Origin of the sequence: Vibrio sp. 1F263 (assembly GCF_041439035.1) — a bacterium.
GTDB classification, from domain to species: Bacteria; Pseudomonadota; Gammaproteobacteria; order Enterobacterales; family Vibrionaceae; genus Vibrio; species Vibrio tasmaniensis_A.
This window is the reverse complement of record NZ_JBGONI010000001.1, coordinates 250,964-265,218: the sequence shown is the minus strand read 5'-3', so window position 1 is coordinate 265,218 and position 14,255 is coordinate 250,964. Positions and strand designations below refer to the sequence as shown.

At 41.7% G+C, this 14,255-nt stretch carries 7 protein-coding genes and 1 pseudogene; 5 read left to right on the top strand and 3 right to left on the bottom strand.

Features of this window, described 5'->3' with window-relative positions:
- Positions 1–36: 36 nt before the first annotated feature.
- From dptH to dptF, 3 genes are read right to left on the bottom strand one after another with little or no spacing between them, the layout of a single operon-like run.
- A complete protein-coding gene (gene dptH / locus ACED25_RS01095) occupies positions 37–5,121 on the bottom strand; it encodes a DNA phosphorothioation-dependent restriction protein DptH (RefSeq protein WP_371694440.1) in 5,085 nt (1,694 codons plus the stop codon).
- Complete coding sequence (dptG, locus tag ACED25_RS01090; protein ID WP_102488388.1) at positions 5,102–6,442, bottom strand: DNA phosphorothioation-dependent restriction protein DptG; 1,341 nt, start codon at positions 6,440–6,442, stop codon at positions 5,102–5,104. Before dptG ends, dptH begins: the two co-directional genes overlap by 20 nt.
- 1 nt (position 6,443) lies before the next feature.
- The gene (gene dptF, locus ACED25_RS01085; RefSeq protein WP_102488389.1) at positions 6,444–8,039 is read right to left on the bottom strand and encodes a DNA phosphorothioation-dependent restriction protein DptF; all 1,596 of its coding nucleotides are present in this window, start codon (positions 8,037–8,039) and stop codon (positions 6,444–6,446) included.
- A gap of 317 nt (positions 8,040–8,356) precedes the next feature.
- Here dptF and ACED25_RS01080 point away from each other — a divergent pair, with 317 nt between their 5' ends.
- From ACED25_RS01080 to ACED25_RS01060, 5 genes and pseudogenes are all read left to right on the top strand, one after another.
- Entirely contained in the window at positions 8,357–9,214 is an 858-nt protein-coding gene (locus tag ACED25_RS01080; RefSeq protein ID WP_102488390.1) for a YafY family protein, read from the top strand.
- Between the two features lie 21 nt (positions 9,215–9,235).
- A pseudogene (locus ACED25_RS01075) lies at positions 9,236–9,907 on the top strand (hypothetical protein); the annotation flags it as partial.
- A gap of 560 nt (positions 9,908–10,467) precedes the next feature.
- Positions 10,468–10,812 carry a hypothetical protein gene (locus ACED25_RS01070; protein ID WP_102488391.1) on the top strand — a complete coding sequence of 115 codons (345 nt, stop codon included), beginning with the start codon at positions 10,468–10,470 and terminating at the stop codon, positions 10,810–10,812.
- A 601-nt stretch (positions 10,813–11,413) separates the two neighbouring features.
- The gene (locus ACED25_RS01065) at positions 11,414–12,406 is read left to right on the top strand and encodes a tyrosine-type recombinase/integrase (protein ID WP_371694439.1); all 993 of its coding nucleotides are present in this window, start codon (positions 11,414–11,416) and stop codon (positions 12,404–12,406) included.
- A 166-nt stretch (positions 12,407–12,572) separates the two neighbouring features.
- On the top strand, positions 12,573–14,201 hold the full coding sequence (locus tag ACED25_RS01060) for a coiled-coil domain-containing protein (RefSeq protein WP_371694438.1): 1,629 nt from the start codon (positions 12,573–12,575) through the stop codon (positions 14,199–14,201).
- Positions 14,202–14,255 lie beyond the last annotated feature (54 nt).

Sequence of the window (14,255 nt, the reverse complement as noted above, 5' to 3'; positions counted from 1 at the left end):
AAAAAACGCCCTAAAAGGGCGTTTAAAATCATAATCTTACTGCAAAAGCTCCCAGAATGCTCTGTCTCTCATTGGGAGTATCTTCTTCGCTCCATTAATGTATAAGCTGTAGTGCTTCTCTAGCTTGTTGATGGTTTCCATCAGTTTCTCTTGCTCAGCTTTCTCGTTTACACCAAACATAGCTTTCAGCTCTTGTGGGCGAATCTTCGCTACGCGGTGGATGACCCAAGTAAGTACATAGCTTGAGTAGTCATTCTCACCAGTTTGGAAGTGGGTAATGTCCTGTGTAGAAAGGATCACACCTACCCCGTACTCGCGGCCTTCCTTCAAGATCTTACGTAAGCTTGGGAAGTTCTGAGACATGAAGTTATCTGCTTCATCCACCAAGATCATCTTAGTAATTTGACGGAAATCGCCTCGCACTTCAGGCTTACCTTTCTTCTGCATCTGTGAGTAGAAAAGGTCTAACGTAAGTGCAACAACAAGGTTCTGAATCTCTGCTGGGTAACCTGCTAGCTCCACAACTGTAATGCCATCTACAAGATCGTAAAGGCTCATGCACTTGGTATTGTCGTCTTCGAAGATCTCTAGCTCATATAAGCTCTCAAGTGCCGCATATAATGAATCTTCATCTGGGTCTGTTTCAATGAATAAGTCCCATACTTGTGAGATTGTAGGCGCTGGTTTTGACCAAGTACTTGGATCCGCTTTGCGAATACCCGCTAACTCATAGGCTTCACCCACCAACTTACGTAAACGCAGTTGTTGCTTTTGACCTAGGCCAAAGGCTTTCCCCATGGTCTCAGAGAAGCCACGTGCGGTGTGTACTGGCAGCATTGGAGTATCACCAAACAAGCTCAATGGGTTATATGGTAGTTTGTGAAGGTTAAACTTCTTACCCGCAGTCGCTTGTTGGAACTTGTCGTCTACATAATCAGATTTGTAGTCGAAAATAAGCATACCAATTGGCGCACCGTTTACGTTGTCTGCTTGGTTGCGGTAAAGCTGAGTAATCACCGACTTGGTAAACTGCGTTTTACCTGTACCCATAGTGCCAATAATGCCAGTATTGGTATTCATGAATTTAGCAGTATTGGTTGGTTCCCAGTTGAGTGGTGCTTGTGTTAGCGCATTGTGGCCAAATAGCACGTTTAGGTTGCTGTTAGACTCTACCTTTAGGGGCTCAACTGCTGGCGCGACTTGCTCTTCAACAACAGGCTGTTCAGGCTGCACTGGTTTTGTCGTTTCAACCTCATCAGATTCTACCACCGCTGGCTGAGATTCAGCTTCAGGGAGTTTTTCTAATCGAGTTTCACCATTCAGCACATACTCACTCGGCACGTGGCAAAGTTTCACTACATCTAATTCGTTCAACACTTCTTGCAACGGAGTTTCCACCAAGCCAGGAAGTAGCCCCATCGGTAGGTCGACTTTTAACACCCCTTCCATCATTTGATAGTCAGGTTGTAAACAGCCAGCCCCTTCAAGGTGGCTAACCACAAAACCTTCTGGGTAATCTGCGATTTGGCCAAGTGAATAGTCGCCTCTTAGCCACTCTTCTTTGTTTGCCAGCAAAGTGTCGAAGTAATCATCAGCAAATACCTTATATAGGCGATACTTATCAACTTGCATCAAAACTTGGCGCATGAACAAACCACGGTATAACTTGCTCGCTAAGTCTTTCTTGCCTAGTAAGTCTTGGCTTAAGTAACGCAATAGCTCTTTCGATTGTTTAACGGCTTTGTTGTAATTCGGTACCGAGCCCGTTTTCACTTCGACAGGTAGCAGATACATGTCTTGATCTTTAAAACCAACCAGCAATACATCGTCAGAAATTTCGCCTTTCTTATAACCTTGAACATTACGAGAGAATTCACTGTCAGACATCTTCAGGCCAATGTTGCCCGATACACGGATCATCTCAGCGACAGACAGAGGCACCCATGTAATGTCTGAGTCATGCACTAGACTAGTCACAAACTTGTAGGCACCAATCACGCCTTTGCGTTCTTTATTGATGGTCGGCGCGCAAGTCATCATTTTAAGGAGCCAATCGCCGTTGAACGCGTTGAACTCATTAATTTGGCCACCATCACCTTGCTTAATAACCTTTTCAAACAAACCGCGCTGCGCAGTAACCGTGATTGCATCGTAGCTTGATGAGCTGGTGTACTGATCTGAATAGTGAATCAATACTACGTCTTCATTACTGTGGAAGAAGTCCAACGTAACCTTAGGATCAATAATGGTCGTCCAGATAGAACTCTCGTACGAACGTTCCAACAAACCTTTAAAATCCTCACTGACTGCAAGAGCAACTGCATTCGCACCGTGATATTGAGTGTTCGGTTTGAGTGCTGGCTTTAATAAAGCACCAACATACTTCGCCATCATCAAATGTGGGTAGTCTTGGTAATCCGTTCCCTTCAAGCCAAAACCCGTAAAGTATGAGCCAGATTTACTTTCAGAAGCATCACCCGTTAGTAGGCCGTCACAAGCTATGCCTGATGCCATGTCTTCAATCGCAATGTCTGAGCAATCGACTTTGTCGTTATTACGGAAAAAGGAAAGATGCGCATAAGATTGACCATCTTTTTCGGCTTGAGCATTCGTGAACTTGCTGTAAGTTAGGCGCGTGCGAAGAATATCGATAATAGTATCGGCAACTTCACGAACTTTACCCTTGTTCAGCTCTAACCACTCTTTCAATTCATCGTAATTGGCTGTTTCTGCGAATCGGTCAAACGCATTAAACGCTAACTTGTCGTCATACAGATTAATATGAATCGACGCTGCCTGATCTTGGTTACTGCGGACATAATCCACCAGCCCCATAAATAACTCTTCAGCGCTGTCTTGGTTCACCGCATTAACGATAATGCTCCTCTCAGAGCCTGTGAACAGTTGGCTGAATGCCGTTTGGAACTCATCGATTTTCTCTTTTACTAACTTGCGAACGAACGTAAGAGAGCTTTTCTCTTGAGGTACACTCTTGATCCAGAACGCGTTCTCTTTGACCTGTTGGTTATAAGAGAACTCATGTTTTGGATGGTAAACATATGGCAATAAACCTTTTGGCGACAAGCGTTCAAACGTAACATCAGGAAGCTGAGTAAAGCTCTTGTCATTACGAATCGAATTTCTTAGGTTGAGGTAATAAGCCAAAATCAGCGGGTGGAAGGGTGAGTAGTACTCTTCACCTTCAGATTGTACCAAACCGATTTTCAACGCTGATTTTTGCTCTTTGGTCAGCATGCTACCCGTTGGGATCGCTGCAAAATACGCTAAGCAAGCATCAACTGTGTTTTGGACAAGTGTTGTAAACTCATCGCCCCAAGATGCCAATGATGGCGTACTACGGCGTTGTTCTAGGTAATCAAAAAGCTCAACGTAAGATCCATGAATAGCATCATCAATCACTTGTAGGTCATCGAGCTTGATCGCCCCTGAATCAGCAATAGACACTACTTTGTTGTTAATGAACTCTTCTTCCCAACGCAGTAGCTTTAAACGAACACCCGGAACAACGAACTCACTGTTATCGATGCCTACTTTGCCTTTTTGAGAATAAAACTCGCCGTTATATTCATCTTTGAAAAGCTTGTGATAACGGCCTCTATTAAGCAGTAAAGGCAAACTCAATGAATCAGTCGCTACTGCACCTTCAACATTAAACTTAAGCTGGTTATCACCTGATTTAACGGCAAAATCTATTTCATCAGCTTCATTGGCTAACGCTTCAAAATCCACGGCGGCGTAATCTGCTGCATCGACAATCTGTTTAGCATCAAGTAGTGAACATGCGCTGCCTTCGTTAGCTCTGATTTGCAGTTTGTTCTCTTCCATGTTCAAGGTTAAGCGCTGCTTCGCTGGTGCAGGTTCTACCAAGAAGATGTTCTTGAACGGTTCAATATAGAACTCGCCTTTACGAACCACTAAACAACGGAAGTTATAAACTTCAGATTTGTTTTCACGCTTTAGAGCCAAGTTAAAAAATAGTGGCTCATGCTTGTACGCACCTTTCAAGCTAGCTCGTGTCGTTTTTAGACCATTCAGTGTGGTAATCACTTCTTCATTATTGAACGCTTTTGCTGGCTGGATTTTGAATTGGCTTTTATCAAGATTGCTCGCACCTTGGAAGATCAGCTTCAGTTCAAACTCATTTACATCTTCATCTAATTCGATGATTAAGTGGCGATCACGCATGCCCGCTTTGGTCTCAGCACGGTTACGAGCCGTGATGGTCATACCGTCACTAGCTTGCTCTTCTTCAAGAACAAGCTGCTGCTGAGCATTGCGCTTTTTCTCTTGTAGGAATGCTTCAAACTCAACGTCTTTCCATGCATCCGTTTCTGAGAAGTTCTCTTTAACAAACTTCTCGCCGAATGACTTTAAGCGATCTTGAAGCTGCCCGCCAAAGTGTTCAACTTCGAAAGTGAGCTCTTCGTATAACGCGCGGTTGTCTTCTAGACGCTTTTTGATTTGCTTAGGGTTACCACTCATTTCAGCTACAAGCGGATCTTCAAACATGCCCAACTCATTGAAGCGCAAGTCACCGTCTTCAACGGCCTTGTATAGAGACTCAAAACCAAACATGGTTGCGCCATCTTCTAAAATGGCATCAAATTGATCATCAAGCAGGCAGTTTGACACATCGCGCCCTTTGTCTTGCTGATCGATTAACCCTTTCATTGCCGCTTTGATCTTTGATGCGCTCCAAACTTGTCCCACTTGAGCCAAGTCTTCTGCAGAATTAATCAAGGTATCAAGCAAGCTGTTGTGGATCACCACTAGTGCGCAACCTTTTAAGTAGCCTGATTGACTCGCCACTTCGTCACGCAGATGAGAGATGTAGTTTTCAGTGAAACCATCAAACTCTGCTGGGTTTTCGCTATGAATCATAGGAACGATTTTACAGCCTGACAGTTCAATGAATGGCAACTTGATATCGTTAGTTGCATCAATAATATTTTCAGAATGAGCCGTCATCGCCTGATACAAGCGCATGCTATTTTCATTATCTGGCGACTTAAACTGATAGCGGAAACCTGCCTTAATATGTGTTTCAGCATCCGCTAAAAACTGTTCTACTAGAAAGGTCTCAAATTGTTTTACGGACATATACTGCGTCTCCACTATCACTCATGCGCTCTACGTTACCAATGCGCTCATAGAATTTAATTAGTTCTTGTTCTGTTTGTTTATCAACGAAAATGCCACGTTGCTCAAAGGCTGTGATCAGTTCGTGGAAACGGAGTTTATCCTTTTCTCCAACAACAAGGTTGGTCAATAAGATGATGTAGTCTTGGTTGAGCACTAATACTCGACCGCTGCGGCCTCGACTTTGAATGAAGTGAGACGCTAGGTACTTTTCTACTTCTGACACATACTTCTTGTTGATATTGAAACGTTCGCCGACGCTAAACTGTGCGGATGCGAGCTTCATTATGTTACCGAGCCAGTCGAGCGCCAGTTCAGATTCATCTAGAGCTGTGTCGAGATTACGCTGTGACTTAAACGCTCTGGCAAAGTTTTCTAGTTGTTCTTTTAAATGCGTCGATTTCGACTCTTGAATACCCTTCGATATCTCCCACAGGGGTACTTTTATCGCGCTCTTATCTCCAACACCCGGCTGAATTAGCTCAAGCATAGTCAGCATAGGGAACAGTCGAGTGGCTGACTCATTAAACAGCTTATAGCCATGATTTTTAATATGAGTACGCTCATTACTGGCACGCTCATGATCCATAATGAAATAGAGAGGCTTAGCCACTGGCTCTTGACCACTGCGCCAATCTGTTAGTGCTAAACTCAGCTGCGCAGTGTATGCGAAACCATAAAAAGACAGGAACGACTCTATTTCACTAAGCAGATACTTAGGGCGACTTGCCAAGAATTTCAGGTCGTCACGGAATGCTTTCGAAAGATAAGGTAGATACGGTTTCTCGCTCGCTTGCAATGACGAGTCAGACTTCATTTTTCCACGAAGCGTAGAAAGCATTTCACGTTCAATAAAGTTTAATTTGGCATCAAACTCTTCTACACGCATGTTCTGAAGTAAATTGGTGTACATAGAAGCAACACGTGAATCACCTGCTGCAAATTCACCTTTTTGAGCACGGAACAGAAGGAGCTCAGGGCTCACAGTAAAGATGTCTTTGTTTTCAAAATACATCTCTTTTAGCACTTGCCAAAACTCTTCTTCACCAAGCTTTTCTTCAAACGCACTTTGGCAATCGGCCACAAACTGTTCGTAGCTATAACCTTCTACCTTTTTACGCAGAAGCCCACGTAGAACCAAGCCGATGACAGCATCAAAATCAAAGTCATTACCCTTGGTTCGAATAGGTAAATAGCTGCTTAGGCTGTTTTTATTCGGCACGCCTTCCGCAGTTTGTGGCAACGATTGATTAAATGGTTGGGTGTAATTATCCATTGTCATTTTATAAGCCACTCACTTCGAAATATTCATCATCTTCATTCACGATCTTGTAGCGTTTGTCGTTTTTCAGAATAAACAGAGTATTCTTTTCGTTCGCTACCGTGATGATCTGCTCTATTACTTCATCCAACAAAAGCACCGCATTTTTGTCATGCTTATTCGGACGGTACCCTTGGTTGATTTTTTCCAATAACTCCAACAAGTTAATACTTATCGGCATTGGCAGAAGCGAATGTTCGTCGACTCGAATATGAGCGTTAAATGAGCCTATCTTGCTCACCGCTTGTGTTTTAATCGATGAAAAATCAGGTTTCACTTCTAGTTCAGCCGCTGTTTTAAAGCCGTTGTATTCAGAGACAAAAAACTGGTCTTTATCAAGTGATGGCGAATTGCGGTTACAGTAGCGATGCACGGCTGAAATCAGAGTATCTTTATAGAATTTATTAAGCTCTTTTTTCTGCTTGCCAGAACCATCAAATTCACGATGGAGTAGCCAAATGTTTGCGTATTGATCCACCAATGAATTATCAAAATCTGCTTTCAGCTCATTGATATAACTATTCGCAAATTGCTCTTCGTCTTTCAACAGATAAACCATGCGCAAGTATGAAGCAGCAGTGAGCACATCAAATACACCTAGTGCTTTCACCTGATCTTTAAGTTGTGTAAAGCCTTCATCTTCAATTCCCAAACCAAACTGAAGAACAAACTCATCTACTTTGCGAGTGTGGATGTTGCTTGGATCAAAACTTTGAATATGCTCTAAAAGCTCGTTATCTGAGCCAGAGAATAGGTTATCGAACAGGTAGTCATCGCCCGCTAAGATCTGGTACACAAAGTCCAGTAGCGCTCGTGCGGTTAGGAATTGATCTTTGATTAAGCGAGCTTTCAGAAGCAAGGAAATAATATTTTTCTGCACAGATTCTAGCCCTAGCAACGCATAGTTTGCCGTGAGCTTGCTGTGACCTAGCTTTTGCACTTCACTGTCATATAGTGCGTAAAACGGGTTATCTAGCGTTGGCTCAGTTAAGCGAGCGAGAAACTTAGCTGCAAAGTCAGAGGTACTAACTTCATGGCCCAGAGTAAATTTTGGGTATTGCTCGAAATCTAAGAAAATATGGTTCGTTGGAATATCGTCCGTTTTGTTTTCCAAGAACGCTTTTATCGAAGCTTTAATATCGTCATGTTGTTCAGCACCTTCCTCAGCATAGTTGCCTAACATTCCGATATTAATGCCAACAACAAGTGGCTTATCATTTCCTTTGAACTGTGAGAATCGCTCATCCAACGCATTGATTGCCGTCTGATTTGGGTTAAAGCTGTGTGTCGCATCCAGATGGAATTCATGTGTCGCTTTATGCTTCTGGCTGTACTGAGTCAGAATCTCAGATTTACCATCACCACTACTGCCACACAAAAAAATGATGTCACTTTTTTTAGAAGACAAAAGCGACTTTTTAAAGTCCACTTCGATGTTTGTAGTGATGTACACATGGCTTTTATAATCAGCCAGAAGATCTTGATTTTGCTCTCTTTCTGTACTTACCGCGTAGGGCGATGATTTAGAAAGTATGCTGAGGGCTTTTTCTAAGTTCAAAGGAATCTCTTCAAAATTTGATTAAACGGACTTTTTTGTGGAGATAAATAGTATCAAACACGGAAAAGTAACGGTACTTACAACCATAAAAAAATGGAATGAGTGGATGAATCAGCGCCACCATATGCAAATTGTTTATCTTACTCGCTTTACAAACAAATATTGTATTTAGTATTAGAAAAGTATGATTTGGCTTACATTGCGTTACGTAACACTCGGCAATTTTAACCGTTGAGTGTGTACTATACCCATGTAAAAAATGTACGTATATTCTGTACACATCAACATGTATCATTTTCAGGCATTAGATAATTGTTATGACAATAAAGTGGGATCAGTTACTGCGCTTCAAATTAATCGAGGTTGTTGCATTGTGGGAGGGTCGCGTTACGACTAATCACCTATGTAACTCTTTCAACATTAAGCGACAGCAAGCCTCTAGAGACATCAAAGCTTATCAAGAGCACTTTTCTACTCCACCACTTGTTCATGATCGTAGTATTAAAGGCTACCGACTTACTGATCATTTTGCGCCAAAGTTTACGAAAGGCACCCCAAACGAGTACTTATCGCTGCTGCACAAATACAACAACGACCATGTAGACGGCTTTAATTTAAAAGATCTGGGGTTCGCAGACTCTATTGTCCTTTCAGTCCCAGATCGGCAGATAGCCCCCATAATAGTTCGTAGACTCCTTCAAGCAGCACGAGAAAGACGCAGAGTTGATATAGAATATGTATCAATGGATAACCCTGAAGGGCGAGGCAGAAATATTGTACCGCACACTATCGTATTTGATGGGTTTCGCTGGCACGTGAGAGCATATTGCGAAGAAAGAAAGATGTTCTTAGACTTTGTATTGAGCCGATTTAGAGGTGAACCTGAGCTGCTCAACCAATCAGAGATTAACATCGAAGACGATAAAGATTGGGCTACAGAAGAAATAATCGAAATCATCCCAAATCCACACCTTTCACCAGCACAACAGCAAATAGTGAAAGTCGACTACGGGATGCATGATGCGCCATTTACAATTGACTGTCGACGAGCATTGATTAAGTATTTGCTCAAACGTTTGGATGTCTGCGTAGATACTAAGAAGCTCTCTTCAGCTCCCAAAAAGTACCAATTAACCCTAGCGAATCCAAAGAATATAAAACGCTGGTTGCTATAGTGGTATAACAAGACATTCCCCATAGGTAAATACTCACACATAGATACCCCATTCAACCTGCACCACACCTGTTGGTTTTGTGGTTAACCTTCCCGTAACCTTGTTGAATTTCCTAAGACAGCGCAAGCAGCTGCCAAGAATGGCCATTCACCGATAGCACTGCCGGCTTGTAATGAGTGTGCGAGAATTAACTATTCAAAAAATCTGACCGCAATTTGGTCGGTGCGCGATCAGATAAAACACACTCTGATAGACAGGTACGCTAAGCACCTTGGCATCGGTGAGAACTGGACGGAGCAAGAACTTATTGATTCTGATTTCTCGGGCTCGACGCTTGGCGGGTTTGGGCGCAGCGCTTGGAAGATGTATCAAATAGCCAAGCAACACGACGATTGTAAAGGCTAGCCTTTGTCGCTTGATGATATCCCACTTGAGATATACGACGAAACCAGCGGCTTTGAGTTCGACGGTACTCGTTATGCCTCAATCAATTCGTGTATCGACTATTTCACCAAGTCGGCTGGGGTAGACAAAGAGCTGTTGTTGCAGCTTGTCGACATCGTTTCATCAGACCGATTTAGCTACGCACTGCGAATCGCCAAGTTGAACAAGAGTGTTTTTAATATCAAGCGCTCGGAGATTGTCGAAGAGGTGATTATTTCAGGCTCAATTGCGCCTGTATTTGCCATTCAGTGAGCGCAGGCAAATAAGGTTAAAGATTTAATCTTCCTGAGCACCGTAGATGTGTAGTGGGTTTGAAAAATAAGCCACATAGTAAATACGTTAACACGATTTATGGAACCCACTCCCCTCAGCTAGTCTATATTTAGCTGAGTGGAACTAACTCTGAGGGCTGCATGGTTAAGACCGTATTGCTTTCATTTGGTTATTTTGAAATGAGGTTTAGGCATAAAGCTGCGAGAAGGAGTGAATGTAGCAGATCTAATCGTAGGTTCTAGATTTAACCCCACGAAATTACACACCCTTGTGAGTTTGTGGCGCTTTTTGAGCGATTCACAGGTCAAAAATCAACATGTTCATTTTATGAAAGAACCGCACAATGATACCCATTTTCATACTTTGTGAATTTTGTGTTATATGAATTTGCTAAGCAGCTATCAACAGTTAACCTGACGTTAGCTAGCAAAACAGAATCGAGGGGCTTAAACTAAACAATGTCACTGCTGCAGTTTAATCGTCTGTAGTTAGTTGTAAAACTACACAAGTATTCAAGAAACTGTATCAGGAAAACTATGCGATATTTTAGTAAGCGCTATAAAACGAAGGTCAACACATTGCTGCATTTAGCCAAGATAAACGACCTCCCTTTGGGATTTGTAATTGATACCTTGAAAGGCAGAAATGTCCTAAAGCAAGACGAACGCTATAAAAAGCGCGATGGTCAGCGTGTTGTTTGGGGCGAAGCTGATATAAGTTGCTCTACCGCTGCTTTTCCTCTGGAAACCCTAAAAGGAAAACGCTTAAACTCTTTGGTTACATGCTTCACACTTGAGCAATTCCATGCTTTGGAAGAGCGTTATGGTCATTGTCCTGAGAATATAGCCGTCGAAGCAATTGCTGCGCTTTCTCCAGTGTGATAGATGTTCAATCTCGCACTCTATAAAACAAGGTAACAACGTGTTTGAAGTAAGTGACTAACCATTGCAGCTTATTACCCCCATATAGGGCATCATTACATTTGTCATTCTGTAATGCTTTACATACTCCCAGAGCTTCTCTTGCTTTAATCTGTTGGCTCTTTTTGCCTCTGTAAGTGCTTCAATCGCTACCATTCTTTAGGTGGTGCACACAACACTGCTATTGGGCGAAAAGAGCTAAACTCATGAAAAAGAGCCAACTTCCTACATATCAAAATGATTCAGATAAACAAAAAATCATGAATTTCATATTTCAATAGATAATGTCAAAAAAGACACCTGAATTAACATTATTAACTAACCATAGTAATTAATTATGGTGGTTTTTGCTGGTTAAAATTCACTAATAAGTTAAATAGATTGATTGGTTATATTGTGCGATATCGCTTAATTACTTTTTCAAGCGATTGTTATTTAAGCAATAATGTTGAGGTGTGTATTTATTTTATAGTAAAATCATGCACTTATGATTCATCTGTGTTATTGACGATTTTTTTGTAAATCTGTAGCGTAGATCTCAAATAAAAATGAGGTTTGCATCATGAAATGCAGAGATAAGTTTTTGTTTCGCACGGTAGCAGAAACAATGTTCGAACTTGAAAAGGGAACTTACGCTAACTCAACAATAAAAGCATGGAGATCTAAGCTAAAACGTATCGTAACGTTTTTCGGAGAACTAGACATTCGAGATATCGTACGAAGCGGTATTCTTCGCTACTTACATGCACACAATGATCTTAAAAACAAAACGCTAAATGAAGACCTGACACTTATTCGAAAAGTATTCACGTTTGCTGTTGGGGATCGGCTTATTACACAATCTCCAGTTGATGGTATCCATAACTTACAAAATGCTCCCATTAGCTGTAATCCATTCACACTGAATGATATAACCCGTTTAACTCACCAAGCAGCAGCGTGCTCAAGTGTTAAAAATGGGGTCCTTCTAGCTTGCCATACAGGGCTTAGAAAAAGTGAGTGGTTGGCACTAATTGTTGATGATTATGACCCAATAAAAAGAGAGCTTAAAGTTGAGAGAGCTTGCGTAGTTAATCACTTTAAAAGGCCAAAAACTACGGGATCAAAGCGTAGGATTCAATTGTCTAAGACAGCCCAAAAGATAATTGAAAACCAGTTAAGTTTAATCTTTGATTTAGCGACTCAAGAAATCCATATCACCGAAAATGATCAAAAGACCCGAACCAAACTTACCGCAAAACCTCTATTCCCTAATCTTGATACAGGGAAATTTTACCAAAAAGATAAAGCAATAGATCGCACCTTTAAAAGCTGGCTCGTTGCAGCCAACGTAGCTCATCGAGGTGCGAGTCAGGCCCGTCATACATTCGCATCTCAAGCTATTTTGAGTGGGGCAAATCTTTATTGGATAAGGTCTCAACTAGGACACAACACTCTAGACATGCTTTATAAGCATTACTCAAAGTGGATTGAAGAAGACGCAAAAGACTACCCCAACCTGATTGATTTGCACTTTCAGAAAGCTGCAAATTCGGTCGACAAACCCATCCTTTAATTTGCCTCATTCCGGTGTCTCGACACCGGCTTTCAAAAAGATAACGACATCGTAACCAAGGACACTTTCGCAACACTTTTACTGCGTAAAAGATGAACGAAAGCTTCTTGGTGGGGGCTACGCCCCTCAACCCCAACACGACAACACACAAACCGAGGACTACACAATGAAAAATAAAGCCATCACATGTTTTTTTTCAACGCTTCCGTATTCCGGCACAGCAGAAAAACAGGCCAAGCTTAAGAAGTCAGCAGGACATAGTATCCGAGATGAAAATGCGAAATCTGAAACCATTGAATGGAATCCAGATCTCAGTCACCTCAACGAAGTATATATCAATAACCAATGGACGAAACTTGATGAATTGAGCAATGACGATAAATCCCAGTTTATCGAATCGATAAGACTTCCTCAGAAACCTCAAGAAGGCCTAGCTAAATGTAAACAAAGAAAGAGAGCATATAAGAAGAAACTAAAAGCCGCTTTACAATCAGAAAAGGGAAATCCCGAGGGGACTAATTTTATCGCTAAGATTTTAGGCACCCCTGAACATGTCCCGCTTAAACTCGACTCTTTGCTTAATGAAGCTAGGAGTATTGATTTCTCTCGCAAGAAGCAGAGGCTGAACGCTTTTGAGAAGTACATTTCACTTCATAACAAACTGGTTTCGTTCCCTAAAAATTTGAACTCAAACTTGGTAGAAGAGTCGATTTTTGTCATCCCACACCGAAATGAAGTTTCTCAGGACCTTGTTTGTGGCCGTGAAATGGCTGAAGCACTGATGGATTATTACCGCCTCTACTTCAAAGAATATGAAATCATCTCAGTGTTTGTTCATAGCGATGAAAGAAGTCTCAATGAAGATACAGGGGAACATGTCCACCTCTTCCTTAACGCGCAAAATAGCCGAACTAAAGAGTGGGATCTTAGAGTAGCCAAAGCAAATCTAGCTCAAATGATGAAGAACTTCTTGGACCACTCACACTCGCCAATTCAATACAGGAAAGGAGCGTGCTTTACAAGAAGGGAGCAATCAGAGCATGGAGCGCTGTTGCAGGAATGTTTTCGGCGGTTTATGAATAAAAACCTCTTCATAGAAAAAGGATTGAGCATGGAGTTCAATCAAGAACTTCAGAAAGATAAACAAAAAGTAAAAGAAATGCGCCGGCAAGGAAAGCAAAAAAAAAGTGAAAGGGATTATAATTATCACACTAGAATGCTGGAAAACGAGCAACTGCAAATTGAGCAAATAATCGCATTGAAGCTCGAAGAGTTGAGCCAATTAAATCAACACATCAACGAAGTTAAAAATAAACAAAAGGAGGAACAAGAAAAAATAAGGAGATTACATGTAGATATAGACTTACTACGATCGGCCACAAACACTGCAACCAATCAACTGGATACAACCTTAACCGATCTATCAACAGTCAAAGAACAGCTCAAAACGGCAGAATCAAAAGCTCTACACAGTGAAGAAAAAAATGAACAGTTAGAGAAATCGATCTCATATCTAAAAAAGGTGATTGCTAAACTGACTCATACCGTTATGGAGACGTTAGCTCCCATCTTTCAAGATCTGATGAAATTATTTGTCTTTGAACAAAGGGATGAGAAAGAACTACTGACTTTATTAGAAAGAAGGATGTCAGCTCACATGACAAAATTGGATGGAAACCCAATACAGCAGGCACTTGTATGTGGGATGAAAGACGCCCTCCTAGATAATAGGGAAAACCTGAACACTGCTTCCCCCAAAAAACGGAGAATGAGTGCCGACCGAGAGTTCGATTGATAAGGTCTTCATAATAATTTAAAAGGTAAATCTCGTGAGCTCTAAGGTGTTCAC

What these genes read in the sequence shown, in the direction of transcription:
- ACED25_RS01065 (WP_371694439.1), top strand. Translation starts at nt 11,414, where the DNA reads ATGAAATGCAGAGATAAGTTTTTGTTTCGCACGGTAGCAGAAACAATG.
- ACED25_RS01070 (WP_102488391.1), top strand. Translation starts at nt 10,468, where the DNA reads ATGCGATATTTTAGTAAGCGCTATAAAACGAAGGTCAACACATTGCTG.
- ACED25_RS01080 (WP_102488390.1), top strand. Translation starts at nt 8,357, where the DNA reads ATGACAATAAAGTGGGATCAGTTACTGCGCTTCAAATTAATCGAGGTT.
- dptH (WP_371694440.1), bottom strand. Translation starts at nt 5,121, where the DNA reads ATGTCCGTAAAACAATTTGAGACCTTTCTAGTAGAACAGTTTTTAGCG.
- ACED25_RS01060 (WP_371694438.1), top strand. Translation starts at nt 12,573, where the DNA reads ATGAAAAATAAAGCCATCACATGTTTTTTTTCAACGCTTCCGTATTCC.
- dptG (WP_102488388.1), bottom strand. Translation starts at nt 6,442, where the DNA reads ATGACAATGGATAATTACACCCAACCATTTAATCAATCGTTGCCACAA.